Source organism: Kocuria sp. GQ42, assembly GCF_059758435.1.
In genome coordinates this window covers 257,658-283,569 of record NZ_JCAXEN010000003.1, presented here as the reverse complement: position 1 = coordinate 283,569, position 25,912 = coordinate 257,658, and the positions used below count along the sequence as shown (strand labels likewise).

The 25,912-nt window shown below is 73.2% G+C and carries 25 protein-coding genes and 2 riboswitches; of the genes, 8 read left to right on the top strand and 17 right to left on the bottom strand.

All coding sequences use genetic code 11. The annotated features are described in order from the left end of the window. Positions 1-132: 132 nt before the first annotated feature. The 10 genes from AC6CH6_RS09225 to AC6CH6_RS09180 form a co-directional block, all read right to left on the bottom strand. Positions 133-753, bottom strand: a complete 621-nt coding sequence (locus AC6CH6_RS09225) for a superoxide dismutase (RefSeq protein WP_272026394.1) — start codon at positions 751-753, stop codon at positions 133-135. A 117-nt stretch (positions 754-870) separates the two neighbouring features. Continuing rightward, positions 871-1,401 carry an SRPBCC family protein gene (locus tag AC6CH6_RS09220; RefSeq protein ID WP_498254900.1) on the bottom strand — a complete coding sequence of 177 codons (531 nt, stop codon included), beginning with the start codon at positions 1,399-1,401 and terminating at the stop codon, positions 871-873. A gap of 457 nt (positions 1,402-1,858) precedes the next feature. Then, the gene (locus AC6CH6_RS09215; protein ID WP_498254899.1) at positions 1,859-3,100 is read right to left on the bottom strand and encodes an MFS transporter; all 1,242 of its coding nucleotides are present in this window, start codon (positions 3,098-3,100) and stop codon (positions 1,859-1,861) included. Then, complete coding sequence (locus AC6CH6_RS09210) at positions 3,097-3,483, bottom strand: DMT family transporter (protein ID WP_133409581.1); 387 nt, start codon at positions 3,481-3,483, stop codon at positions 3,097-3,099. Before AC6CH6_RS09210 ends, AC6CH6_RS09215 begins: the two co-directional genes overlap by 4 nt. Then, entirely contained in the window at positions 3,473-3,790 is a 318-nt protein-coding gene (locus AC6CH6_RS09205) for a DMT family transporter (protein WP_133409582.1), read from the bottom strand. Before AC6CH6_RS09205 ends, AC6CH6_RS09210 begins: the two co-directional genes overlap by 11 nt. 3 nt (positions 3,791-3,793) lie before the next feature. Further along, entirely contained in the window at positions 3,794-5,749 is a 1,956-nt protein-coding gene (locus tag AC6CH6_RS09200) for an amylosucrase (protein WP_498254898.1), read from the bottom strand. A gap of 386 nt (positions 5,750-6,135) precedes the next feature. Next, the gene (locus AC6CH6_RS09195) at positions 6,136-7,071 is read right to left on the bottom strand and encodes an ABC transporter substrate-binding protein (protein WP_133409583.1); all 936 of its coding nucleotides are present in this window, start codon (positions 7,069-7,071) and stop codon (positions 6,136-6,138) included. 75 nt (positions 7,072-7,146) lie between these two features. After that, positions 7,147-7,818, bottom strand: a complete 672-nt coding sequence (locus AC6CH6_RS09190; protein WP_133409584.1) for an ABC transporter permease — start codon at positions 7,816-7,818, stop codon at positions 7,147-7,149. Then, entirely contained in the window at positions 7,815-8,489 is a 675-nt protein-coding gene (locus tag AC6CH6_RS09185; RefSeq protein WP_498254897.1) for an ABC transporter permease, read from the bottom strand. Before AC6CH6_RS09185 ends, AC6CH6_RS09190 begins: the two co-directional genes overlap by 4 nt. After that, entirely contained in the window at positions 8,486-9,595 is a 1,110-nt protein-coding gene (locus tag AC6CH6_RS09180) for an ABC transporter ATP-binding protein (RefSeq protein ID WP_498254896.1), read from the bottom strand. Before AC6CH6_RS09180 ends, AC6CH6_RS09185 begins: the two co-directional genes overlap by 4 nt. 119 nt (positions 9,596-9,714) lie before the next feature. Here AC6CH6_RS09180 and AC6CH6_RS09175 point away from each other — a divergent pair, with 119 nt between their 5' ends. The 7 genes from AC6CH6_RS09175 (at position 9,715) to AC6CH6_RS09145 (ending at position 18,136) form a co-directional block, all read left to right on the top strand. After that, the gene (locus AC6CH6_RS09175; protein WP_165979641.1) at positions 9,715-10,242 is read left to right on the top strand and encodes a 2'-5' RNA ligase family protein; all 528 of its coding nucleotides are present in this window, start codon (positions 9,715-9,717) and stop codon (positions 10,240-10,242) included. Positions 10,243-10,291: 49 nt separating this feature from the next. Next, positions 10,292-10,528 (top strand): DUF6953 family protein, encoded by a 237-nt coding sequence (locus AC6CH6_RS09170; RefSeq protein WP_498254895.1) that lies wholly within the window; start codon positions 10,292-10,294, stop codon positions 10,526-10,528. A gap of 95 nt (positions 10,529-10,623) precedes the next feature. Beyond that, positions 10,624-10,726, top strand: a riboswitch (glycine riboswitch). After that, positions 10,727-10,827: riboswitch (glycine riboswitch) on the top strand. A 50-nt stretch (positions 10,828-10,877) separates the two neighbouring features. Then, positions 10,878-13,748, top strand: a complete 2,871-nt coding sequence (gene gcvP / locus AC6CH6_RS09165; protein WP_498254894.1) for an aminomethyl-transferring glycine dehydrogenase — start codon at positions 10,878-10,880, stop codon at positions 13,746-13,748. Positions 13,749-13,779: 31 nt separating this feature from the next. After that, positions 13,780-14,901 carry a glycine cleavage system aminomethyltransferase GcvT gene (gcvT, locus tag AC6CH6_RS09160; RefSeq protein ID WP_498254893.1) on the top strand — a complete coding sequence of 374 codons (1,122 nt, stop codon included), beginning with the start codon at positions 13,780-13,782 and terminating at the stop codon, positions 14,899-14,901. A gap of 67 nt (positions 14,902-14,968) precedes the next feature. Next, positions 14,969-15,346: a glycine cleavage system protein GcvH gene (gene gcvH / locus AC6CH6_RS09155; protein WP_498254892.1), complete on the top strand. Its 378-nt coding sequence runs from the start codon at positions 14,969-14,971 to the stop codon at positions 15,344-15,346. Between the two features lie 173 nt (positions 15,347-15,519). Next, positions 15,520-16,950 (top strand): L-serine ammonia-lyase, encoded by a 1,431-nt coding sequence (locus AC6CH6_RS09150; RefSeq protein ID WP_498254891.1) that lies wholly within the window; start codon positions 15,520-15,522, stop codon positions 16,948-16,950. Positions 16,951-17,041: 91 nt separating this feature from the next. Beyond that, positions 17,042-18,136 (top strand): SDR family oxidoreductase, encoded by a 1,095-nt coding sequence (locus AC6CH6_RS09145; protein ID WP_498254890.1) that lies wholly within the window; start codon positions 17,042-17,044, stop codon positions 18,134-18,136. A 22-nt stretch (positions 18,137-18,158) separates the two neighbouring features. On the opposite strand, the gene AC6CH6_RS09140 is transcribed toward AC6CH6_RS09145, so the two are convergent. The 3 genes from AC6CH6_RS09140 to AC6CH6_RS09130 form a co-directional block, all read right to left on the bottom strand. Continuing rightward, a complete protein-coding gene (locus AC6CH6_RS09140) occupies positions 18,159-19,385 on the bottom strand; it encodes an amidohydrolase (RefSeq protein ID WP_498254889.1) in 1,227 nt (408 codons plus the stop codon). Between the two features lie 28 nt (positions 19,386-19,413). Further along, positions 19,414-20,166, bottom strand: a complete 753-nt coding sequence (locus AC6CH6_RS09135) for a hypothetical protein (RefSeq protein WP_368811788.1) — start codon at positions 20,164-20,166, stop codon at positions 19,414-19,416. Between the two features lie 74 nt (positions 20,167-20,240). Then, a complete protein-coding gene (locus AC6CH6_RS09130) occupies positions 20,241-20,996 on the bottom strand; it encodes a DUF5058 family protein (protein ID WP_498254888.1) in 756 nt (251 codons plus the stop codon). Between the two features lie 161 nt (positions 20,997-21,157). Between AC6CH6_RS09130 and AC6CH6_RS09125 the strand changes: the two genes are divergently transcribed. After that, positions 21,158-22,165, top strand: coding sequence for an Lrp/AsnC family transcriptional regulator (locus AC6CH6_RS09125; RefSeq protein WP_133409596.1), 1,008 nt, complete (start codon positions 21,158-21,160; stop codon positions 22,163-22,165). A 59-nt stretch (positions 22,166-22,224) separates the two neighbouring features. On the opposite strand, the gene AC6CH6_RS09120 is transcribed toward AC6CH6_RS09125, so the two are convergent. From AC6CH6_RS09120 to AC6CH6_RS09105, 4 genes are all read right to left on the bottom strand, one after another. After that, positions 22,225-22,794: a DUF421 domain-containing protein gene (locus tag AC6CH6_RS09120; RefSeq protein ID WP_017831724.1), complete on the bottom strand. Its 570-nt coding sequence runs from the start codon at positions 22,792-22,794 to the stop codon at positions 22,225-22,227. Between the two features lie 3 nt (positions 22,795-22,797). Beyond that, on the bottom strand, positions 22,798-24,645 hold the full coding sequence (locus AC6CH6_RS09115) for an ABC transporter ATP-binding protein (RefSeq protein WP_051063693.1): 1,848 nt from the start codon (positions 24,643-24,645) through the stop codon (positions 22,798-22,800). 156 nt (positions 24,646-24,801) lie between these two features. Beyond that, a complete protein-coding gene (locus AC6CH6_RS09110; RefSeq protein WP_498254887.1) occupies positions 24,802-25,293 on the bottom strand; it encodes a DoxX family protein in 492 nt (163 codons plus the stop codon). A 61-nt stretch (positions 25,294-25,354) separates the two neighbouring features. After that, positions 25,355-25,843 carry a MarR family winged helix-turn-helix transcriptional regulator gene (locus AC6CH6_RS09105; RefSeq protein WP_017831721.1) on the bottom strand — a complete coding sequence of 163 codons (489 nt, stop codon included), beginning with the start codon at positions 25,841-25,843 and terminating at the stop codon, positions 25,355-25,357. Positions 25,844-25,912 lie beyond the last annotated feature (69 nt).

The window sequence follows — 25,912 nt, the reverse complement described above, 5'->3', positions numbered from 1 at the left end:
CCCGCCCGTGTGACGCTCCGGGACCTTCGCGGTGCTTCCGGTCCGGGCGGCACAGAACCCCCGGACCGCGTGGTCCGGGGGCTCTGCTCGCGGGGTCGGGCGCGCGCGGCGCCCGACGGTGCGGACCAGGGATCAGATGATGGACCGGCCCCCGGTGCGCGCCTTCTCGAAGCGCTCCTGGACGTCCGCCCAGTTCACGATGTTCCAGAAGGCCTTGACGTAGTCCGCCTTGACGTTCTGGTAGTCGAGGTAGAACGCGTGCTCCCACATGTCCAGCTGGAGCAGCGGGATCGTGGCGACGGGCACGCCGTTCTGCTGGTCGTACATCTGCTCGATGACCAGGTTGCCGCCGACGGGCTCGAGAGCGAGGATCGCCCAGCCGGAGCCCTGGATCGTGGTGGCCGCGGCGGTGAAGTGGTCGCGGAAGGCGTCGAAGGACCCGAAGTGGTCGTCGATCGCCGCGGCGAGCTCACCGGTCGGCTTGTCGCCGCCCTCGGGGGAGAGATTCTGCCAGAACACCGAGTGGTTCACGTGGCCACCGAGGTTGAACTGCAGGTCCTTGGACAGCTTGGCCGCGGCGGCGCCGTCACCGTTCGCGCGGGCCTCCGCCATCTTCTCCAGGGCGGTGTTGGCACCGGCCACGTAGGTGGCGTGGTGCTTGTCGTGGTGCAGCTCCATGATCTTCGCGGAGATGTGGGGCTCGAGCGCCGCGTAGTCGTAGGGGAGATCGGGAAGGGTGTACTTCTCGGCCATAGGAGAATCCTTTCGAGTGCTGTCGTGTGGTTCCACCCTCGTCCCGCGCGCGAGCAGGGGTCAAGGAGGTTCCGCCACCAGCGTACGGCGCGCCCCCGGGCAGGCCCCGCCGGGGGCTCAGAAGAAGTCGGGCGGACTCTCGAGCGGGCAGCGGGGCGGGTGAGGGGTCAGCTGGGACGGGACCGTGAACTCGTAGTCCCCCGTCTCGATCATCCGCCCGAGCGTCTCGAGGGCGTTCCGGGCGCTCCGGCGGGCGGCCGGTTCGAGCAGGCGCCACAGCCAGGCCTTGGACTCCGTGAACCGCCCGTCCACGACCTTCTCGATCCGGGTTCCCCCCTCCACCTGTTCCCAGGTGATGGTCACCAGCAGATCCACCACCCCCTTGGTGGTGCGCATCCCCAGGCGCCGGCCCGGGACGTGGTCGGAGACGATGTTCACGAAGGAGAAGCGGAGGGGGCCCACGCGGACCGTGGACTCGATCGACGTGCCGAGCTGCAGCACGGCCGTGCTGACCAGGTAGTTCCGCTCAGGGATGGGGTTCCAGCGGCGCAGGCAGCCGGGGTCGAGCAGGAAGCGCTCCACCAGGGCCGGATCGGCCGCGACCACGGCCGTGTCCACCAGCCGGAACGTCGTGGCGCCCTTCAGCATCGTGTCCTCCGCTCCCCGGTCGGATCCGCGCCCCGGGCAGGCACGCGCAGCGCACGGACGGGAGCAATTCGCATGTGCACACAACTACTCTAGTGATCGGCCGCCGCGGCGCCCGCCCGTCCGGGTGCACAGGGGGTGGAGAAAGTTGTCCACAGGTGTGGAGGAACGCGTGCACAGAGCGAGCACCGGCGCACCCGATCCCCGGCCGGCGGCGCCGTTGCAGGTCAGCGCGGGGTCGGCGGGGCGGGGAGTCCCGTAATTCCACCGGTGGAAGTTATCCACGCTGTGGACAACGCCTGTGGAGAAGCTGTTGAGAAGAGCGTGCCAGGACGTCACGGAGCGTCGCACAGAGGCCGGCCGGTCCCCCTGAACGGGGGACAGCACCGGTCGGCGGACGGCCGGGGGCCCCGCCGAACGGGGGGCAGCAGCGGCCGGGAGCACTCCGGACGGCGGCGTCCTAGCGGTGTGCACGGGAGCGCACGAGGACGGCGAGCGCCGCGCAGGCCAGGTAGCAGACGAGCACCACGCCCCAGCCCACCGCGAAGGACCCCGTGAGCTGGAGCAGTCCGCCGAGGACGAGCGGACCGGCGCAGAACCCCGCGTACAGGCCCATGGTCACCACCCCGGTGGACGCCCCCACCCGGTCGGCGGGCACGGCGCGCATCGCCGCGGACATCACCACCACGCTCACCGCGAGTGCCGCGCCCCCGTGCAGGACGGCCGCCGGCCACACCGCCCACGCGAGGCCGGGGTGCAGGGGCGCCAGGACCAGCAGCACGGCGCTCGCGGCCGCCCCCAGGGCCATGCCGGCCAGCAGCACGAAGCCGTCCGCGCCCGGCCGGTCCATCACGCGCGCCCACAGCACCCGGGAGGCGATGCCCACGAGCGCGGAGACGGACACGGTGGCCCCGGCTGCGACGACGTCGAGGCCCAGCTCCCGGTGGGCGTAGAGCGGCAGGTAGACGTTGGCGGCCTGCGCCCCCAGCCCGGTCAGTGCCGCGGCCGCGGCGTACGCCCTGACGGCACCGGGCATCGGCGGCCGTGCGGCGGCGCCCGCCGTCCGGGACCGGAACGGCGTCGTCGTCCCGGACGGGGACGTCGTCCGGGACGGGCGTGCCGCCTGGGTGCCGGGGTGGTTGTCCGGGACCGTCCACCAGCCGTGCACGAGCAGGAGCAGCACCGCGCCCACGGCCACCAGGACCGCGGTGCGCCAGCCGAGCAGCAGGCCGAGCGCGGGGAAGGTCAGGCCCGCCACGAGCTGCGAGGCCTGCACGCCGGCCTGCTTGATCCCGAGCCAGCTCGCGCGCCGCCCGGCGGGCACGTGCAGGCGGATGAGCCGGTTGGTCGCGGGGTTCGCCATGACCTGCCCGAGCCCCGAGAGCACCATGGCTGCGAGCAGGACCGCGTAGCCCGGCGCGGCGGCGGTCAGGAGCATCGCGAGCGCGGCCCCGCCGAACATCACGACCAGCAGGGTGCGGGCGGCCAGCCGGTCCGCCCAGCGGCCCGTGCGCACCGCGGTGACGGCCGCGACGAAGAAGGTGGTGGTGGCGAGCAGCCCGAACTGCGCCTCCGTGAGCTCCAGGTCCGCGATCACCAGGGGGCTCATCGCCGAGAGGCTGTGGGTCAGCAGCGGGCCCACGGCCATCGTGGCGGTGAGCACGAGCATGAGGTGCGCGCCCGGCCTGCGGTCCCGGGTCACCGGTCCTTCCCCGGGGTCGGCCGGTCGGCGGCGTGCAGGCCCACGACGCACGCCACGATCCCCGCCAGGAAGAGGGCCTTCGCCCACGAGATCTGCTCCTGCCCCGTGCCGGCCGCCCACGCGACCGTGAGCACGGCGCCGATGCCCGTCCACACGGCGTAGGCGGTGCCCATCGGCACCACCCGGGCGGCGCGTGCCAGGGTGAGCATGCTCAGCACCAGGGTCACGGCGAAGAGCAGACCGGGGCCCGGCCGCGAGAAGCCCTCGGACGCGCCCAGGGCGGTGGCCCAGACCGCCTCCAGGATCCCGCTGAGCACCAGCAGCGCCCAGGCACGGGCGCGCCGGTCCCGCACGGCCCGCGCCGCTCCGGCCTCAGCCGACAACCTTGAGCCCGATCACGCAGCCGACGAGGCCGAGCACCAGCAGGATCCTGAGGGGCGTGGCGGACTCGCGGCCCGTCAGCATGGACCAGGCCACGGTCAGGGCCGCGCCGATGCCCACCCAGACGGCGTACGCCGTGCCCGTGGGGAGAGTGGCCATGGCGTAGGCCAAGCCGGCCAGGCTCACGGCGGCCGTCACCGCGAACACCACGGCCGGCACGGGACGGCGGAGCCCGTCCGAGGCCGCGAGCGCGGACGCCCACACCGCCTCGAGGACGCCCGAGAGCACCAGCACCGTCCACGCACCCACGGGTCAGCGCTTCGGGAGCACGCGGATCCAGAGGAACCCGTGGGCGTCGAGCAGCAGACCGTGGCGCAGGTCGAGCTCGGTGTTGCCGTGCAGCTCGACGGCCTGGGGCAGGAACCCCGAGAGGGTCTCCCCCGTGACGAACTGGGACCAGTCGGAGAAGTTCGCCAGGCACAGCACCACCGTGTTGCCGCCGGGGCGCTGGTAGCCCAGCACGTGGGGGTTGCGCGCGTCGAACGGGAGGAGCGTGTTGCCGTCGAACTCCGGGGAGTTCCGGCGCAGCTCGACCATCCGGCGGATGCCCCCGAAGATCCGGCCCTGCACGGAGAACAGCTCGTGGCGGCGCTCGTAGTCCTGGACGGGCCGCGGCGGCCGGTGCACCCACCGGGCGTCGCCGGCATGGGCCGGGTCCTCGTTCCAGGCGGGGTCGTTGAGCTGGCCGACCTCGTCGCCCAGGTACAGCAGGGGGATGCCGCCGGTGCTCATCGCCACGGAGTGCGCGAGCAGGACCCGGTCCACCGCGGACGCCGGGTCCTCGGCGAGGCCCAGCAGTGACGCCGTGGTCCCGCACACGCGGCAGTCCCCCGTGCGGGGGTTCTCCTGGAACGGGACGCCGTCCGCGAAGCTGCCGGGGTGGCGCCCGGTGTAGAAGGCGTTGAGGAAGCGGCGGTGGTCGTGGCCCTGCACGCCCAGCCGGGCGGCGTCCTCGTCCGAGAACGTCCAGCCGATGTCGTCGTGGCCGCGCACGTAGTCCACCCACGCCGTGCCGGGCGGGAGGGCGTGGCGCTCCTCGAGGGCCTGGGCGAGCAGCTTCGGCTCGCGGGTGGCCATCGCCTCCCAGGTCAGGGCCATCTGGAGCGGGTTGTAGGACAGCTGGCACTGTCCGGGCTCGATGTACCGGGCGACCTCGTCCGGGTGGACGATCGCCTCGGACTTGAACAGCACGGCCGGCGCGGCGATCCGGCACAGCGCGTTGTACGCGCGCAGCAGCACGTGGGCCTGGGGCAGCGACTCGCACGCGGTGCCCAGCTGCTTCCAGATGAACGCGACGGCGTCCATGCGCAGCACCTCGACGCCCTGGGCGGCCAGGAACAGCAGCTCCGCGGCCATCGCCCGGAAGACGGCGGGATTGGTGTAGTTGAGGTCCCACTGGAAGGAGTAGAAGGTGCTCCACACCCACCGGGGGTCCTCCTCGCCGGCGCCGATCCGCGTGAAGGAGCCGGGGTGGTCGTCCGGGAAGATCTCCCGCGTGGTGCGCTCGAACTGCTCCGGGACCGTGCGGTCCGGGAAGATCCAGTAGTAGTCCTCGTACTCCCGCTCCCCCGCGGCGGCCCGGCGCGCCCACTCGTGCTCGTCGGAGGTGTGGTTGAAGACGAAGTCGAGGACCAGGCTGATCCCGTTCCGGCGCAGCTCGCGGCTCAGCTCGGCGAGCTCCTCCATGGTCCCCAGACTCGGCTCCACGCGGCGGTACGAGGACACCGCGTAGCCGCCGTCCGAGTTGCCCTCCGGCGCCTCGAACAGGGGCATGAGGTGGAGGTAGGTCAGGCCCAGTTCCCGGAAGTAGGGGATCTGCTCCCGGATGCCCTGCAGGTTCCCCGCGTACCGGTCCACGTAGCAGACCCCGCCGAGCATCTGCCGCGCGCCGAACCACGCGGGGTCCTGCTCGCGCCGGGCGTCCAGGTCCTTGAGGTCGTCGGGGCGCTCGGCCCAGGAGCGCGCCAGCTGCAGCCCGAGCTCGCTGAGCTGTTCGAGGAAGTCCTCGCGGTGGCCGTAGATCTCGGCGAAGAGCAGCGTCAGCCGGGGGAAGTGCTCGTCGAACCGGCGGTCGAAGTCCGTCCACCCCGTGCCCGGCAGGTCCGCCGGGCGGCCCTCCTGCACCCGCTGGCGGACGCACGCGGTGATCACGCGCGCCTGGTTCTCCGGCGACAGGCCCGGGATACCGGGCGTACTGGTGTTCGGCACACTGCTCCTTCGGTCGTCCGCCCCGGGGCGGGCAGTCTCCGAACTCGAGATCCTCCTTGACGACGAGCCCTCGGATGGTCGAGGACCAGCTGCCACCGGCCGGCGGGAGCGGTCCGCCCCTCAGCATACTGATGCGCTCCCAGCTTTTCAGCGGATGACCCGGGGCTTCCTCCACATGCCTGTGCACAGAGTTGTCCACAGGTGTGGACGAGTCCTGGGGACACCGTGGGGCAAGGCCCGCCGGCGCCCTCCAGGAGCGCCTCGGCGGGCCCGGAGGACCCCGGGAGACGACGCCGCGCGTGTGGAGAACCCTGTGCAGGGCGGGCGCCGCGTCCCGGGATCTCGGACCCCGGGACGCGGCGCCCGTGCCGGTGCCGTGCGCGGGCTCAGTACCCGTTGGCGGACAGCCACTCCTGCGCGGCGTCGGCCGGGCTGACCTGGTCCTCGCCGCTGACCTGGCGGTTCAGGTCGATGAGGGCCTCCGTGGTGAGCTTGCCGGAGAGCTCGTTCAGCGCGTCCACCGCCTCCTGGGGCAGCCGGTCCGCCGCGGCCAGCGGCAGGACCTGCTGGGCGATGAAGTTGTTCTCCGGGTCCTCCAGCACCACGAGGTCGTTGTCGGCGATCGCCGGGGTGGTCGTGAAGATGTCGGCGACGTCCACGTCCCCGTCGAGGAGGGCCTGGACGGTGAGCGGGCCGCCGCCGTCGTTGATCGGCTCGAAGGACTCCGGCACGCAGCCGTACTTCTGCTCCAGGCCGTCGAGGCCGTAGGCGCGCTCGGCGAACTCGGGCGGACCCGCGATCACCAGCTCCCCGCACACCTCCGCCAGGTCCGCGATGCTCGTGAGCCCGTACTGCTCCGCGGTCCCGGAGGTAACCACCATGGCGTCCTTGTTCTCCGCCTCGGAGGCCTCGAGCACGGTCAGGCCCTCGGGCAGCGCGTCGGGCAGGGCCGCCATGATCTCGTCGGCCGAGCTCGCCGTGGCCTCGGGGTCCGCGAAGAGCAGCAGGTTGCCGGAGTAGTCGGGGACCACGTCCACGGACCCGTCCTGCACGGCCCCCACGTAGGCCTCGCGGGCGCCGATGCCCAGGGACGTCTCCGTCTCGACCCCGGCGGACTCGAGCGCCCCGGCGTAGAGCTCGGCCACGATCTGGCTCTCCGGGAAGTCGGCGGAGCCCACGGTCACGGTCTCCGAGGACGTGGTCGCGGACCCGTCCTCCTCGGCGAGGGGGTCGCCGCCGCCGCAGGCGGTCAGCCCCAGCAGCAGGGCGGCGCCCAGGGCGGGTGCGGCGGCGCGGCGGCGGAGCGCGGGAGCGGTGGTCATGGTGGTTCTCCTGTCGGTCGGTGGCACGGAGGACGATGGGGGCTCGGGAGGACGGGGGTCAGGGGCAGCGGTGGGTCAGGGAGCGGCGAGGCGCAGCCCCGGGGAGGTGGACAGCCGCTGGGCCAGGGCCAGGACGGCGTCCACGACGAGCGCGAGGACCGCCACGAGCACCACGGAACCGAGCATCCGGTCGTAGTCGCGCACCGCGAGGCCGTCGATGAGGTAGCGGCCGAGGCCGCCGAGGTTGATGTAGGCGACCACGGTCACGGTCGCCACGACCTGCAGGGCGGCGTTGCGGATCCCGCCCAGGATCACGGGCAGGGCGTTGGGGACCTCCACGCGGGTCAGCACCTGGCTCCCGGTCATCCCCATCGCCGCCCCGGCGTCCTTGAGGGCCGGGGACACGTTCGCGACCCCGGCGTAGGCCCCCGACAGGATCGGGGGGATCGCGAGCAGGACGAGCGCGATGATCGGCGGCACCAGTCCGAGCCCGAGCAGCAGGGTGAAGAGGGTGAGCAGGCCCAGCGTGGGCAGGGCGCGCAGCGCCCCGGCCAGGCCGACGACGACGCCGGAGCCGCGCCCCGTGTGCCCCACCCACAGGCCCAGGGGGACCGCCACGGCCAGGGCCACGGCCATCGTCACGCCGCTGTACGTCAGGTGCTCCAGCAGCCGGGCGGGGATGCCGCCGGCCCCGGACCAGTTCTCGGGCTCGGTCAGCCACTCCAGGGCACCGCCGGCGAGGCTCACGCGACCGCTCCTCTGCGCACGCGCGGGACTGGGGCCGCGCCCGCCCGCTGCCAGCGCGTCAGGGCGCGGCCGGCCCCCCGGAGCACGAGGTCCATGAGCACCGCCAGGACCACGGTCAGGACGATGCCCACCGCGATCTCCTCGAGGATGGACCGGCGCAGCCCGTCGGTGAACAGGGTGCCGAGGGACTGCACGCCGATCACGGCGCCCACGCTGACCATGGAGATGTTGCTGACGGAGGCGACCCGCAGCCCGGCGACCAGCACGGGCACCGCGAGCGGCAGCTCGACCGCGAAGAAGCGCCGCAGCGGGCGGTAGCCCATCGCGGTGGAGGCCTGCAGGATGTCGCGGTCCACGGACTCGAAGGCGTCCACGGAGGAGCGCACCAGGATGGCCACGACGTAGACGGTCAGCGCCACGACCACGTTCACCACCGAGGTGATCTGCGTGCCGAGGAGCAGGGGCAGCACCACGAACAGGGTCAGGGAGGGGATGGTGTAGAGCAGGGAGGAGCCCGTGACGAGCACCGGGCGCAGTGTGCGGTTGCGGGCGGCGAGCCGGGCCACCGGGACGGCGACGAGGGCGCCGAGCAGCAGGGGCAGCACCGACTGGACGAGGTGCGTGCCCGTGAGCTCCAGGACGTAGGGCCAGTTCCGGCTCGTCCAGTTCATCGGGGCGTCCGCCCGCCGAGCCGCGCGTCCTCGATGGCCGCGATGATCTCCCCCGGCTGCATGATCCCGACCGCCCGGCCGTGGTCGTCGACGACCACGGCGAGGCCCGACGGCGAGGACAGGGCCGCGTCCAGGGCGCTGCGCAGGGAGCTGCCGGGCCGGTGCAGGGTGCCGCCGACCACGGGGTCGTCCTCCGCGCCGGGCCGCACCCAGCCGCGGGGGGCGCCGTCGTCGTCGACCCGCAGCGTCCACCCGTCGGGGACGGGCCCGTCCCCGGTGCCGGCCACGCCCTGGGTGCCGTCCGGGCGCACGGTGGCCACCGGGTGCACGGGGATGTCGTGGGCCGAGTCGAAGGTCAGGGAGCGGAAGCCGCGGTCCCGGCCCACGAAGTCCGCCACGAAGTCGTCGGCGGGCGCGCGCAGCAGCTCCTCCGGGGTGGCGTACTGCGCCAGCCGCCCGCCGGTGGCGAAGACGGCCACCCGGTTGCCGAGCAGGATCGCCTCGTCGATGTCGTGGGTGACGAACACGATGGTGCGGTGCAGCCGGCGCTGGAGGTCCAGCAGCTCGCGCTGCAGGTCCTGGCGCACCACGGGGTCCACGGCGGAGAACGGCTCGTCCATGAGCAGGACCGGCGGGTCGGCGGCGAGCGCCCGGGCCACGCCCACGCGCTGCTGCTGGCCGCCCGAGAGCTGGGAGGGGTAGCGGGAGCCCAGGGCCTCGGCGAGCCCCACGGTGCTCAGCAGCTCGCGGGCCCGCTCCCGCGCCTGCTTCCTCGGCACGCCGTTGAGCCGCGGGACGGTCGCGATGTTGTCCACCACGGTCCGGTGCGGCAGGAGGCCCGACTGCTGCATGACGTAGCCCATGGAGCGGCGCAGCTCGTGGGCGGGCACGGACGTGACGTCGCGGCCCTCGACCGTGACGGTGCCGGAGGTGGGCTCCACCATGCGGTTGATCATCCGCAGGGAGGTGGTCTTGCCGCAGCCGGAGGGTCCCACGAACACGGTGAGGGATCCGCGGGGGATCTCGAGGTCGAGGGCCTCGACGGCCGTGGTCCCGTCCGGGTACGTCTTGCCGGCGCCCTCGAAACGGATCGCGATGTCGGTCATGGAGATCCTCCCGTTGCCGTCCGGCCAGTATAGGCAAGCACGGCGGACACCCCGCTAGACTCGCGTCCACCGGAGGCGGATCCCGCGGGACCGCCGGCCGACGCGCGAGGAGGTGGACGGTGCACAGCCTGGAGCTGCTGCTCGGCGAGGACGCCGAGGCGGCCGTGCGCGCGGACTGGGACCGGCTGGCCGAGGCGGGACTGCCCAGCTCCGGCCGGCACCGCTCCGAGTCCAACCGTCCCCACATCACCCTGGTGGCCGCCCCGTCCCTGGCCCCGGAGACCGTGCCGGGGGTCGACGAGCGGGTCGCCGCGGCCGCCGGGTTCGTGGACCTGCCGCTGACCAGCGCGGGCGTGCTGCTGTTCGGTCCGGGCCGGGGCGGCTACGTGGTGGTCCGCCAGGTCGTGACCACCCCCGAGCTGCTCGAGCTGCACCGGCGGGTCTGCGACGCCGTGGGCTCGGTCCCCGGGCAGGCGCGCACCTCCTTCCCCGGGGCCTGGACGCCGCACATCACCCTGGCGCGCCGGATGCGCCCGGAGCAGGTGGCCGCCGCGCTCGACGTCCTGGCCCCGCACCCCGAGCCGCTGCGCGCCGTGGCGCTGCGCCGCTGGGACGCGGACGCCCGCACCGTGGTGCGGCTGGCCTGAGGTCCGGCCCCGTGCCGGCGACGGGCGCGGAGCCGCGTAGGCTCGGATCATGACGAGCGCACAGGACATCGCCACCTGGATGATCGACCGCATCAGGACCGAGGGACGGCTGTCCCAGGACGAGGCCGTCCAGGACATCCCCGGGACCTTCGGCCCCGAGTGGGTCCGGACCCTGGAGAACGGGCACACCGGGATCAGCAAGGAGGTCCTCGCGGAGTTCCGCAAGGCCCACGGCGGCACGGTGCAGTGGGACCGCGACCGCCGCTTCTGGTCCCTCAAGAGCTGAGCCGCCGGGCGGCTCCCCCGGCACGGCCGGGGTGCCCCGCGTGACGGTGGACACCTCTTTCCGGCTCCGGCTATCCTGGGAGCAGAAGACGCCCATGAGCTGTGGTGGGAGAGTCCCGCCGGTGCACTCGGACCGGCGGGCGCCGTAGGAGCAATTCCTCCCCAGGAAACTCTCAGGCCCCCGTACCACCACGGATCGGCAACTCTGGAAAGCAGCCCGGCGCGCGTCGCCGGACTCACCGACGGTGCAAGCGGCCCCACGGCCGCGGAATCTCTCAGGTCCCAGACAGAGCGGGGAGGAACTCGAACCGATCCACGCCGCCCTGGCGTGCAGCACCCGGGAGTTCCTCATGACGATCCAGCTCGCCACCACGTCCCCGACCACCGTCTTCGCCGACCGGCACATCGGCGCCGGCTCCGACGCCGTCCGGACCATGCTCGCCCGCGTGGGCCGCACCAGCCTCGACGACCTGGCGGACGCCGCCGTGCCCGCCGACATCCGGCAGAGCACCCCTCTGGACCTGCCCGCGGCGCTCAGCGAGCAGGAGGTGCTCGAGCAGCTGCGCGCCTTCGCGGACCGCAACACCACGGCCGTGCAGATGATCGGGCAGGGCTACTACGACACCCACACGCCCCCGGTGATCCTGCGCAACGTGCTGGAGTCCCCGGGCTGGTACACCGCCTACACCCCCTACCAGCCCGAGATCTCCCAGGGCCGCCTCGAGGCGCTGCTGAACTTCCAGACCATGGTCTCCGACCTCACGGGGCTGCCGGTGGCGAACGCCTCGCTTCTGGACGAGGCCACGGCGGTGGTCGAGGCCGTGCTTCTGATGCGCCGGGCCAACAAGGCCCGCGGCAACGGCGCGATCGTGGTCGACGCCGACACCCTGCCGCAGACCCTGGCCGTGGTGCTGGCCCGCGCCGAGGCGCTGGGCTTCGCCGTGCAGGTCGCCGATCTGACGGCGGGCCTGCCCGAGGGCGAGATCACCGGCGTGGTCCTGCAGCAGCCCGGGGTCTCCGGGCGGGTCGTCGACCAGGCCGCGGTGATCGCCGAGGCCAAGGAGCGCGGGGCGATGGTCACGGTCGCGGCCGACCTGCTGGCCCTGACGCTGATCACCCCGCCCGGCGAGCAGGGCGCGGACATCGCGGTGGGCTCCTCCCAGCGCTTCGGGGTCCCCCTGTTCTTCGGCGGCCCGCACGCCGCCTACATGGCGGTGCGCTCCGGCCTGGAGCGGAACCTGCCCGGCCGCCTGGTGGGCGTCTCCAAGGACGCCACGGGACGGGCCGCCTACCGCCTGGCGCTGCAGACGCGCGAGCAGCACATCCGCCGGGAGAAGGCCACCTCCAACATCTGCACCGCCCAGGCGCTGCTGGCCGTCGTGGCCGGCATGTACGCCGTCTACCACGGCCCGGAGGGGCTGAAGGCCATCGCCCGGCGCGTGCACGACCGCGCCCGCACCCTGGCCACCGTGCTGCAGGGCGCCGGCCACGAGCTCGTCGCGGAGCAGTTCTTCGACACCCTCACCGTGCGGGTCCCCGGCCGGGCGGAGCAGGTGGTCCGCGCGGCCGAGGGCCGCGGCGTGAACCTGCGGCTCGTCGACGCCGACCACGTGGGGATCTCCTGCGACGAGGCGACCACGGAGCAGCACCTCGTGCTCGTCGCCGAGGCCTTCGGCGTGGCCGACGCCGCCGCGGCGGTCGCCGCCGGGCCGCGCGGCCCGGAGCTGGACGCCGGGCTGCGGCGCACCTCGGAGTTCCTCACCCACCCGGTGTTCTCCACCCACCGCTCCGAGACGCAGATGCTGCGCTACCTGCGGCGCCTGGAGAACCGGGACCTGGCCCTGGACCGGACGATGATCCCGCTGGGCTCCTGCACCATGAAGCTCAACGCCACCGCCGAGATGGCGGCCATGAGCTGGCCCGAGTTCGCCTCGATCCACCCGCTGGCCCCGGCCCACCAGACCACCGGCTGGCGCGAGCTGATCGCCGACCTGGAGGGCCGCCTGGAGGAGATCACCGGCTACGCGGCCGTGTCCCTCCAGCCCAACGCCGGTTCCCAGGGCGAGCTGGCGGGCCTGCTGGCCATCCGCGGCTACCACCGGTCCCGCGGCGAGGAGCAGCGCACCGTGTGCCTCATCCCCGCCTCGGCCCACGGCACCAACGCCGCCTCCGCGGTCCTGGCCGGCATGAAGGTCGTCGTGGTGAAGACGGCCACCGACGGCACGATCGACCACGCCGACCTCGACGCGAAGATCGAGGCCCACCGCGACCAGCTGGCCGCCATCATGATCACGTACCCCTCCACCCACGGCGTCTACGACGCCGACGTGCGCCTGGTCTGCGACGCCGTCCACGCCGCCGGCGGGCAGGTGTACCTCGACGGGGCCAACCTCAACGCCCTGGTCGGACTGGCCCAGCCGGGGAAGTTCGGCGGGGACGTCTCCCACCTGAACCTGCACAAGACCTTCTGCATCCCGCACGGCGGCGGCGGGCCCGGCGTGGGCCCCGTGGCGGTGGCCGCGCACCTGGCCCCGTTCCTGCCCGGCGACGCCACCCGCGCCGAGGCGGACGGGGAGTCCGGCGCGCCGATCTCCGCCACGATGTTCGGCTCGGCCGGCGTGCTGCCGATCTCCTGGGCCTACATCGCGATGATGGGAGGCGACGGCCTCACCCGGGCCACGCAGACCGCGCTCCTGACGGCGAACTACGTCGCCACCGCGCTCGACGAGCACTACCCGGTGCTCTACACCGGCAACAACGGGCTGGTCGCCCACGAGTGCATCCTGGACCTGCGACCGCTCACGGCCCGCACCAAGGTGACCGCCGAGGACGTGGCCAAGCGGCTGATCGACTTCGGGTTCCACGCCCCGACCCTCTCCTTCCCGGTGGCCGGGACGCTGATGGTCGAGCCGACCGAGTCCGAGGACCTCGCCGAGATCGACCGGTTCATCACCGCGATGACCACCATCCGCGAGGAGATCGAGCAGGTCGCCCGCGGTGAGCTCAGCGCCGAGGACAGCCCCCTGCGCCACGCCCCGCACACCGCCGAGGTCGTGGCCGCGAGCGACTGGGACCGCCGCTACCCCCGCGAGCAGGGCGCCTTCCCCGTCCCGGAGCTGCGTCAGGACAAGTACTTCCCGCCGGTGGGCCGCATCGACGGCGCCGCCGGGGACCGCAACCTGATCTGCTCCTGCCCGGCTCCCGAGGCCTTCGAGAACTGATCCGGCACCGCACCGCCACGAAAGGCACGACATGAGCGTCAGCACCACCTCCCGCCACACCGCCCTGCACGACGAGCACGCCGCGCTGGGGGCGTCCTTCACCGACTTCGGCGGCTGGGACATGCCCCTGAAGTACGGCTCCGAGCTGGCCGAGCACCGCGCCGTGCGCACCGCCGCCGGTCTGTTCGACCTCTCCCACATGGGGGAGATCCGGGTGACCGGCCCGGACGCGGCGGCCTTCCTGAACACGGCCCTGGTGGGCAACCTCGCCGCCATCGCCGTGGGCCGGGCCAAGTACTCCCTCATCTGCACCCCCGAGGGCGGGATCATCGACGACCTGATCAGCTACCGGCTGGCCGAGCAGGAGTACCTGGTGGTGCCCAACGCCGGCAACGCGCCGACCGTGCTCGCCGCCCTCCAGGAGCGGGCCGCCGGCTTCGACGTCACCGTGGCCGACGAGTCCGCCGACACCTCCCTGGTCGCCGTCCAGGGCCCCGCCGCGCAGGCGATCCTGCAGGAGCTCGTCCCCGCCGAGCAGCAGGAGCTGGTCGCCGAGCTGAAGTACTACTCGGCCGCGCCGGTCACCGTCGCCGGGACCGACGTGCTGCTCGCCCGCACCGGCTACACCGGGGAGGACGGGTTCGAGCTCTACGTGCCCGACGCCCAGGCGGTGTCCCTGTGGCGGAAGCTCCTGGAGGCCGGGCAGGGCCACGGGCTCGTTCCCTGCGGCCTCGCCTGCCGCGACTCCCTGCGCCTGGAGGCCGGGATGCCGCTCTACGGCCAGGAGCTCACCCTGGACCTCACGCCCTACGAGGCCGGTCTCGGGCCGGTCGTCTCCTTCAAGAAGGAGGAGGACTTCGTGGGCCGCACGGCCCTGGAGGCCCGCAAGGGCGCCGGAACGGACCGCAAGCTGGTCGGCCTGCGGGGCGAGGGCCGGCGCGCGGCCCGCGGCCACTACCCGATCAGCGTGGACGGCGAGGTCGTCGGCGAGGTCACCTCGGGGGCGCTCAGCCCGACCCTGGGCTACCCCATCGCCATGGCCTACGTCGACAACGCGCACGCCGAGCCCGGCACCGAGGTGCAGGTCGACCTGCGCGGCAAGCCGGTGCCCTTCGAGGTCGTGTCCCTGCCGTTCTACCAGCGCGGGCAGTGACCCGGCCGGCTCCGGCAGCCCGTTCCACCACCCGTCGTCGTCCCCTCCTGCTGAAAGGTTCTCGATCATGACCAACATCCCGTCCCACCTGCGCTACTCCGCCGAGCACGAGTGGGTGGACGAGTCCTCCCCCGTGAAGGTCGGCCTGTCCGCGGTCGCCGTCGACGCCCTCGGCGACGTCGTCTATCTCGACCTGCCCGAGGCCGGCTCCACCGTCACCGCCGGCGAGGTCTGCGGCGAGGTGGAGTCCACCAAGTCCGTCTCCGAGCTCTTCGCCCCGGTCTCCGGCACGGTGATGGAGGTCAACGCGGCCGTCGTCGACGAGCCCGGGCTGGTGAACTCCGACCCGTACGGGGACGGCTGGCTGTTCACCGTCGAGGTCACCGACGAGGGCGGGCTGCTCACCGCCGAGCAGTACGCGCAGGCCCAGGAGGACCAGGCCTGAGCACGCCCCCACGAGCGCAGCAGGACGTCGGGACCCTGGGCGAGGGCTGAGCACCGGCCGCGCCCGGGTACCGTCGAGGACCGTGGTGCGGGCCGGGTCCCGGCCCGCACCACGACCGTTCCACCCACCACCGCCCCGCACCGGGGCACCACCTCCTTTGGAGCATCACCGTCATGGCCATCAGCGTCTTCGAACTGTTCACCGTGGGCATCGGCCCCTCGAGCTCCCACACCGTCGGCCCCATGCGCGCCGCACGGTGCTTCGCCGAGACCCTGACCGGGGGCGGGCTGCTGGAGCGCACCGCGGACCTGCGCGTGGACGTCTACGGGTCGCTGGCCGCGACCGGCCGGGGCCACGGCACCTTCACCGCGATCCTGCTCGGTCTGGAGGGCTACGACCCCGAGACCGTGCTGCCCGCCGAGGTGGACGAGCGGCTCGCCGACCTCGCCGAGACCGGGACGCTGCGGCTGTGCGCGGCCCTCGGGCAGCGCAAGGACCTCCCGTACCGGGTCGAGGACATGGTGCAGCACCCGCTGACCGTCCTGGAGCGGCACACCAACGGCATGCGCTTCCAGGCCCTGGACGCCTCCGGGGCCGTGCTGGCCGACGAGACCTGGTTCTCCGTGGGCGGCGGGTTCATCGTCCGCGAGGGCCAGGAGGACGCCGCCGCGGCCGAGCTGGACGCCGCCAGCGCCCAGGTGCCCCACCCCTTCCGCACCGCCGCACAGCTGCTGGCCCACTGCGAGCGCACCGGCCTGCCGATCAGCGGGGTGATGCTGGCCAACGAGCGGACCTGGCGCGACGAGGACGAGATCCGGGAGCAGCTGCTGCACATCTGGACCGTGATGGAGGAGTGCAAGGACTCCAGCCTCCGGCGCACCGGCCCGCTGCCGGGCGGGCTGAACGTGGCCCGCCGCGCCCCCGAGTGGCACCGGCGCCTGCGCACCGAGGACCCGGACCGGGACCCGGGCTTCTGGCCGGAGTGGGTGAACCTCGTGGCCCTGGCGGTCAACGAGGAGAACGCCTCCGGCGGACGCGTGGTCACCGCCCCCACCAACGGGGCGGCCGGCATCATCCCGGCGGTGCTGTTCTACGCCACCCACTACTCCCCCGCCGCCCGCGCCGCCGCCGCGGAGGGCCCCGAGGCGCTCGCGGCCGCCCGGCGGGACATCGTGGTCCGCTTCCTGCTCACGGCCGGGGCGGTCGGGGTGCTCTACAAGGAGCAGGCCTCGATCTCCGGGGCCGAGGTGGGGTGCCAGGGCGAGGTCGGCTCCGCGTCCTCGATGGCCGCCGCCGGCCTCGCCGAGGTCCTGGACGGGACCCCGGCCCAGGTGGAGAACGCCGCGGAGATCGCCATGGAGCACAACCTCGGGCTGACCTGCGACCCCATCGGCGGACTGGTGCAGATCCCCTGCATCGAGCGCAACGCGATTGCCGCGGCCAAGGCGATCAACGCCGCCAAGATGGCGATGTGGGGCGACGGCACCCACCGGGTCAGCCTCGACGAGGTCATCGTGACCATGCGCGAGACCGGCAAGGACATGAGCCACAAGTACAAGGAGACCGCCCTGGGCGGACTCGCCGTGAACGTCGTGGAGTGCTGACCGTGAGACGCTGAGCCCGTCGGCCCGGACGGTCCTGTCCGTGCGGACCGGCGAACAGCGTTGGCACCCACCGAGGAGACGAGACCGCACCGTGACAGCCCCCGCCCAGGACACCCGTTCCCCGCAGCGCCCCACCGCCCTGGTGGTGGGGGCCAGCGGCATCGCCGGTTCGGCGATCGTCGAGCAGCTGACCCGCACCGAGGACTGGGACGTGCTCGCCCTCTCCCGCAACCCCGTCCCCGGCAGCTCGGCCCGGCACCTCGGCGCCGACCTCCGCTCCCCCGAGAGCCTGGCCGCGGCCCTGGCCGGGGAGCGGCCCACGCACGTGTTCTTCACCGCCTGGTCCCGCCAGGACACCGAGAAGGAGAACATCGAGGTCAACGCCGGGATGGTCCGCAACCTCCTGGCCGCCCTGGCCCACGCCCCGGTGGAGCACGTGGCGTTGATGACCGGGCTCAAGCACTACCTGGGCCCCTTCGAGGCCTACGGCAAGGGGGACATGCCCGACACCCCCTTCCTCGAGGAAGAACCCCGTCTGCCGGTGGAGAACTTCTACTACGCCCAGGAGGACGAGCTGTGGGCAGCCGCCGGCCGCCAGGGCTTCCGCTGGTCCGTGCACCGGGCGCACACGGTCATCGGCCACGCGGTGGGCAACGCCATGAACATGGGGCTGACCCTGGCCGCGCAGGCGGCGATCTGCCGGGAGACGGGCCGCCCGTTCGTGTTCCCCGGCTCCGAGGTCCAGTGGAACAGCCTCACCGACATGACCGACGGGTCCCTGCTGGCCGAGCACATGGTCTGGGCCGCCACCGAGGAGGCCGCCGGCAACGAGGCCTACAACGTGGTCAACGGCGACGTCTTCCGCTGGCGCCGGATGTGGCCGGCGCTGGCCGCCTGGTTCGGACTCGAGTGGGAGGGCTACCAGGACGCACCGCGGCCGCTTCAGGAGCAGATGCGCGGCGCCGAGGACGTCTGGGCCCGGATCGTCGCCGAGCACGGGCTCGTGGAACCCGACCTCGCCCGCGTGGCCTCCTGGTGGCACACCGACGCCGACCTCGGCCGGCCCATCGAAGTGGTCGCCGACATGAGCAAGAGCCGGCTGGCCGGGTTCACCGGCTACCGCCGCACCCAGGACTGCTTCACCAGTCTCTTCGACCGCTACCGGGCCGAGCACATCATCCCCTGATCCCGGCATGACCCGGGAGGGGTCAGCCGCCCACGCGGGAGAGGATCGCGGTGAGGGCGGTCCGCACCCCGGTGGAGAGCGTCGGCTCGATCGCCGGGGCGAAGAACGGCGAGTGGTTCACCGGCACGGGCCCCTCCCCCTCGAGGACGGCGCCGTCGTGACCGCCGAACATCCAGAACACCGAGGGCACCCCGATCGCCGCGCCGAGGGCCCCGAAGTCCTCCGAGCCCATCATCGGTTCGACCTCCACCACGCTGTCCTCACCGAGCACCTCGCGGAAGCGCTCGACGAGAGCAGCGGTGGCCTCGGGGTCGTTGTAGTTGCGGGGGAAGGTGGAGAGCTCCTCGATGGTGGGCTCCGGGGCCCCTGAGGCCGCCGCCTCCGCGGCGATGATGCGCCGCAGCGCGCCCAGGACGTGGTCGCGGACGACGGGGTCGAAGGTGCGCACGTTGAGCGTGAACTCGGCCGACGCCGGGATGATGTTCTCCTTGAGCCCGCCGTGGAAGGTCGCCACGGTGACCACCGCGGCCCGGCGTGCGTCGATCTCACGGGAGACGATGGTCTGGATCCGGGTGATCATGTGCGCCCCGAGCACGATCGGGTCGGTGGCGTCCTGGGGCTGGGAGGCGTGGGCCCCCTTGCCGTGGACGGTGACCCGCCAGGAGTCGGCCATCGCCATGACGTCGCCCGCGGCCCAGCTGACCGTGCCGGCCCGGGAGGGCATCACGTGCTGGCCGAGGACGACCTCCGGCAGCGGCGCCCGCTCCCACAGCCCGTCCTCGAGCATCGCCCGGGCGCCGGCGGCGGTCTCCTCCCCGGGCTGGAACACGAGCACCACGGTCCCGGCCCAGGCCTCCCGCGCGCCGGCCAGCAGCTCGGCGGCCGTCAGCAGGGCGGCCATGTGCGTGTCGTGGCCGCACCCGTGCATCACGGGGACCTCGGTGCCGTCCTCCAGCCGCCCGGTGGCGGTGCTGGCGTAGTCCAGACCGGTGTCCTCGGCCAGGGGCAGGCCGTCGGTGTCGGCGCGGAAGGCCACCGTGGGCCCGTCCCCGTTGCGTAGCACCCCGACCACCCCGGTGCCGCCGCAGCGGAAGTTCTCGATGCCCAGGGCGGTGAGCCGCTGCTCGAGCAGGGCCGCGGTGGCGTGCTCCTGCATGGACAGCTCCGGGTGGGCGTGCAGCTCGCGGTACAGCCGGTGCATCCGCCGGCGCAGGTCGTCGGTCAGCTGGAGGTCCGTGGTGGTGCTCATGGTGCGGGGTCCTTTCGGGAGAAGGGTGCTAGCCGATGCGGAGGTCGTCGGTGGAGGCCTCCGGCTGGGGCGCGACGGGATCGGCCTCGGCCGACCTGTCGCGCAGGAACCATGCCAGCACAGCGGTGGCGATCACCGCGATGGCGGTGCCGAAGAACGCCAGGGTGGGCACGGTCGGCACCAGCAGGAACACGACGGCCGCGGCGACGACGCCGGCGATCACCGTCATCCGCAGGTTGCGGGTCGAGACGACGGCCTGCACGAGCACCGCGCCCAGCACCGAGGGCAGGATGTAGGTCTGGACCACGGCGACGACGTCGGCGGGCACGACGCTCACCAGCCAGGAGCCCAGGAGACCGACCAGGACGAGCAGCGAGACCAGGTGCACCATGGCCGCTCCGCTGATCGCCATCACCGCCGCCAGCTCCCCGCGGCGGGTGCCGGGCTTCGCGCCGATGGCGGACTGGGCGATCAGCGCCGAGGGCAGCAGCTTGTTGGAGATGTTGCCGATCATGAAGGCCTGGTACATCGAGGCCTGGCCCAGGATCGGGTAGTAGGTCAGCGGCTCCACGATCCAGAGCACCCCGAAGGTGCCGGCGATGGCCAGCAGGGCGGTCCAGATCCGGGCCTGGTCCACGTCCAGGCCGGAGAAGAGCACGAGGTAGGCGGGGCCGGCCAGGGCGAAGAGCAGCCCGGCGATCATCGTCAGCCGGCCCCAGCGGGCGGTGGTCGCGTCGAACTGCTCCAGGGCGGGGACGGCAGCGGGGTTCACGGTGGTCATGGCAGAAGTCCTTCGGTGGGTCTGACGCACGGTCTCGGGCACGGGCTCAGGCGGTCGGTCTCGGACGGTCGGTCTCAGGCGGCCGGGAAGACACCGGCGCCGACGGTGGCGTAGGTGACGACCAGCGCGGTCAGGATGGCGATGCCCAGCGCCCACTCGCGCATCCACTGCGCCCGGAGCGCCTTGGCGATGCCCAGGCACACCGCCATCACGGCCGCGGAGGCGAGGAAGGCCACCACGTGGTTGCCCGACTTCGGCAGCTCCCCGAGCCCGAGGGCGAAGAACGCCCCCAGCAGGGCCGCCCCGGGGACCACGGTCATCACGGCGGGGTTGACCTTGCGCAGGCTGACATCGCCCTTTTTCAGCAAGGGCGTGAGGATCAGCGTGGCGAGCATCCACATCGCCCCGCCCAGGCTCATCGCCATGAACGCCACGGCGAACACGCCCTGCGTGTAGGTCGGGCCGCCCAGGTCGGCCCCCATGGTGCCCGCGGCGATGCTGGCCGCACCGGTCTCGAAGGACACCGACCCGATCAGCCCGATCCGCACCAGCACGGCGGGAGCGCCGAAGACGGTCAGCAGCGCGACGGCCACCAGGGCCACGGCCAGGGACGGCCCGATCGCCGAGACCGCCCCGGCGCGGAACGAGGTCCTCAGCTCCGCCGGGCTCACCCCGGCGGCGGGAGCCGCCACCCGGGCGGCCCGGACGTAGATGACGGTCTGCACGACGATGACGGCAAAGACGCCGAGGGCGCAGATCCACAGCACGGGCAGGTTGGCCACGGACAGGATGTCGGTGGAGGCGCCGTCGACAGCGGTGCGCAGGTTCATGGGAACTCCCGGAGGTGGTCGGATCGGCGGGGAAGGAGAGGCGGGGCCACGAGGAGTCCGTCGCCGGCGGTCTCTGCTCCGAGCGTGACGTGACGCCGATCACTGTTGCCGGACATCTTCGATAAACTGCACCGAATGCACTCTTGACCGAAGGAACGAGCATGGAACTGCCCCCGGAGGACCTCGAGCTCGTGCACGCCCTGCAGATCGCGCCGCGGGCGTCCTGGACCCAGCTGGGGGCCGCGCTCGGCCGCCACCCCACCACGCTGGCCGCCCGCTGGGACCGGCTCCGGGCCGACGGCCGCAGCTGGGTCACCGCCCACCTGGGCACCTCCGGCACGCAGGGCTGCGCCACCTTCATCGGCCTCGAGTGCCGCCCGGGCCGCCGGGCGGAGGTGCTGGAGCGGCTGTGCGCCGTCCCGGAGATCGGCACCGTGGAGGAGTCCGCGCGCGCCTGGGACGTCCGGCTCACCGTCCTCACCCGCAGCTGGGAGCAGATGACCCGGGACGTGCTGCCGCTGGTGCGCGCCGATCCGGCGATCCTGCGGGCCCAGCTCACGGTGGCCACCCGGCTCCACGCCATCGGCAGCAACTGGCGCCTGGACGTGCTGTCCCCGGAGCAGCAGCGCCGCGTGAGCGCCCTGCGGTCGGAGGCGCACCGCCCGCACGGCGCCACCCCCGCCCACCTCGAGGAGATGACGGCCGTGCTCCAGGCCGACGGGCGGGCCACCGCCGCGCAGATCGCCGCCGCGACCGGGACCCACCCGACGACGGCGGCCCGGCACCTGCGCCAGGCGCTCGAGACCGGCCTGGTGGCCCTCCGCTGCGAACTGGCCCAGCAGCACTCCGGCTATCCGGTGTCCTGCCAGTGGTACGTCCGGGTGCCGCCGGCGCAGCTCGAGGCGGCCGTGCGCTGCCTGCGCTCCCACCGGACGCTGCGCCTGTGCGCCTCGACCACGGGCGACACCAACCTCACCTTCCTGCTCTGGCTGCGCACCCCCGGGGACATCTTCGACGTGGAGGCGGAGCTGCAGGCCGCCGCGCCGGGGGTCCAGGTTGTCGAGTCCGACGTGGGGGTGCGGACCCACAAGCGCATGGGCTGGATGCTGCGCGACGACTCGACCGCAACCGGCGAGGTGGTGACCGAGCTCGGTCCGGCCGCCCCGTGACGCCGTGCGCCGCCCCGGCCCGCGGCGAGGAGGCACACCGGACGGGACGCGGGCGGTCCTCAGCCCCGGCCCGGCTCCCGCAGGAGGTCCGCCGGGACCAGGTGGGCGTCCCGGACGCCCTCGAGCAGCCGGGGGTCGACCGGCGTGCCGCGCCGGAGGACGCTGATCGTGCCGGCGGCCTCGAAGACCACGCACGCGACCTCGTCGGGGCTGCGCACCCCGGCGCCCCGCAGCGCGCCGAAGAGCTCGGACTCCACCACGTGGACCCGGCGGAGGTTGGCCTCCAGCACCCGTTCGCCGGCCATCAGCAGCACCGCCCGGTTGTTCATCAGCGCCGACACGCGGATCCCCGCGCGGAGCCGGCCGAAGCCCGCCTCGAGCGCGAACAACGTGCCGAGCCCCAGCACGCCGGCGGCGAGCGTGGGCGTGTCCCCCAGGACCGCGCGCCCGGCCACGGCACCGAGCATGACCACCACGACCGCGTCGAAGGTCGACAGCCGGGACAGCACGCGCTGCCCGAGGACCCGCACCATGAGCAGGAACGCCAGGTAGATCCCCACGGCCGAGGCCACCACCGCCAGCGCCCCCGGGGCGTCCACGCCGAGGCGCGCCACGGCGTCGTCGAGCACCGGTCAGACCTCCTGGTCCGCGAACTGCGTCTCGTAGAGCTCCGCGTAGCGCCCGCTCACGGCGAGGAGCTCGGCGTGCCGGCCCCGCTCCACGATCCGGCCGTCCTCGACCACCAGGATCTGGTCGGCGGAGCGGATGGTCGAGAGCCGGTGGGCGATGACCAGGGCGGTGCGCCCCTCCATCGCCTCGCCCAGTGCCGCTTGGACGTAGGCCTCGTTGGTGGAGTCCAGCGCCGACGTGGCCTCGTCGAGGATCACCACGCGCGGGGCCGCGAGCAGCAGGCGGGCGATGGTCAGCCGCTGCCGCTCGCCGCCGGAGAGCCGGTAGCCGCGCTCGCCCACCACGGTGTCCAGCCCGTCCGGGAGGGAGCGGATCACGTGCTCCATGCGGGCCCGGGCCAGGGCGTCCCACAGCTGCTCGTCCGTGGCCTCCGGCTTCACCAGGGCGAGGTTGTCCCGGATCGACTCGTGGAACAGGTGCCCGTCCTGGGTCACCATCCCGATGGTCTCCCGCAGCGAGGCGAAGGTGGCGTCCCGCACGTCCGTGCCCCCGATCCGGACCGCCCCCGAGGTGACGTCGTAGAGCCGGGCCACGAGCTGGGCGATCGTCGACTTGCCCGCGCCGGAGGACCCCACGAGGGCCACCGTCTGCCCCGGCAGGACGGTGAAGCCCACGCCGTGCAGCACCTCCTCACCGCCCCGGGTGTCGAGCACCGCGACGTCCTCGAGCGAGGCGAGCGAGACCTCCTCGGCGGAGGGGTAGGCGAACCGGACGTCGTCGAACTCCACCGACGCGGGCCCGGCGGGCAGCGACCGGGCCCCGGGCCGCTCCTGGATCAGGGGGACGAGGTCGAGGATCTCGAAGACCCGCTCGAAGCTCACCACGGCGCTCATGACGTCCATCCGGGCGTTCGCGAGCATGGTCAGCGGGGTGTACAGCCGGGTGAGGAGCAGGGCGAGGGTCACGACCGCGCCGGCGTCCAGGTTGCCGAGGATCGCCTGCGCGCCGCCGAGCCCGTAGACGAGCGCCAGGGCGAGCGCCGAGACCAGCGTCAGGGCCGTGACGAACACGGTCTGCAGCATCGCCACCCGCACGCCGATGTCCCGGACGCGGCCGGCACGACGGGCGAACTCGGCGGCCTCGGCGTCGGGCCGGCCGAAGAGCTTGACCAGGGTGGCGCCGCCGGCGGAGAACCGTTCGGTCATCTGCGTGGACATGGACGCGTTGTGCTGGGCCGCCTCCCGCTGGAGGTTCGCCAGGCGCCCGCCCATGGCCCGGGCCGGGACCAGGAAGATCGGCAGCAGCAGCACGGACAGCGCGGTGACCTGCCACGAGATCGAGACCATGACGACGACGGTCAGGATCAGGGAGACGATGTTGCTCACCACGCCGGAGAGCGTGTTGGAGAACGCCCGCTGGGCGCCGATGACGTCGTTGTTGAGCCGGGAGACCAGGGCCCCGGTGCGCGTGCGGGTGAAGAAGGCGATCGGCATCCGCTGCACGTGGTCGTAGACGGCGGTGCGCAGGTCCAGGATGAGCCCCTCGCCGATCAGGGAGGAGAGCCACCGGTTGAGGATGCTCAGCCCCGCGTCCACGACCGCCACGGCGGCGATGGCCACCGCGAGCCAGACCACCACGGAGACCGCGTCCCCGGCGTTGATCGCACGGACCACGTCGCCGGCCAGGATCGGGGTGACCACGCCGAGCAGCGCCGTGAGCACCGAGATCACCAGGAACACCGTGAGCCTGGTCTTGTGCGGGCGCGCGAAGACGACGATGCGCCGGAGCGTGCCCCGGTCGATCTTCCGGTCCTTGACGTCCTGACCCTGGACGGTGCGCCACAGCACCATGTACGGCGAGTTCTGCATGCTCATGCGGCCAACCCCGATCTGCGGGGATCGCCCGCGCTGGACCAGGCGCGGCACCGTGGTGGTCGTGCGCGCCGCGCCGCAACCGATTTTACGCGGCCGCGCCGACACGTCCGCGCCCGCCCGGCGCGGGAGGGGTCAGGCCCGGGCGGACCCGCGGCGCCTCGCCGCGACCAGGTGGTCGAGCGACCAGCGGCCGGCACCGGCCAGGACGAAGAGGACGGACGCGGCGGCGAGGAGCAGGACGAGCTCGATCCCGCCGTCGGCGGCGAAGAAGCCCGCGGGAAGGTGCACGAGCACGAGGGCGCCCAGCATGGTCAGGGCGAGCAGGGCGGCGACCACACGGGTGCCGAGACCCAGGAGGAGCATCAGCCCGCCCACGAGCTCGAGGACGGCGGCGACGGGCGCGGCGAGCTCGGCCGCCGGGACGCCCATCTGGGCGAAGGAGGCCTGGGTGCCGGCGACGGTCCACTCGGTGACCTTCTGCCAGCCGTGCAGGAGGAACGTGGTGCCGAGGACGACGCGCAGGACGGTCAGTCCGAGGGTCGCGGCGGAGGAGTCGGCGGCGGGGACGGCGGGGGCGGAGGAACGAGCGGAGGACGTGCGCTGCGGCACCTGTGTTGTGGACATGTCACCACAGTAGGGGGCAGATACTTTCCCTGTCAATCTTTTGGACGGAGGGGGCCCGGTGTCACGGCTGGTCCGAGGCCAGTCCACGGGCCGTGGGGCCGGCCGCGGCGTCGTCGACCATGCGCCCGATCAGCGCGAGCTGCTGGACCTGGACGGGCGTCAGCCGGTCGATCACCGTCCGCCGGACGTGCTCCACGTGCCCCGGGGCCACCTGCTGGACCCGCTCCAGGCCGCGGTCGGTGATCTCCGCGAGCACCACCCGCTTGTCCTGCTCCCCACCGGCGCGCACCACCAGGCCGTCCCGCTCGAGACGCGCGACGATCCGGGACAACCGGGACTGGGAGGTGTTGGTGGCCGCCGCGAGGTCCGACATGCGCCGGCGCCGGTCGGGGGCCTCCGAGAGCATCGCGAGCACCAGGTACTCGGCCAGGCTGAGGTCCGCCTCCGCCTGCAGCTGGGACTCGATGCTGCCGGGCAGCGTGAACATGATGGAGACGAGCGCCAGCCAGGCCTCGCGCTCCTCGGGGGACAGCCATCGGGTCTCGGTCATGGCCCGATTCTACGAGCCGGTCCTTGACGCCTCATGGGAACGCGTCCGCCGAGCGCGCCCCATAATGGA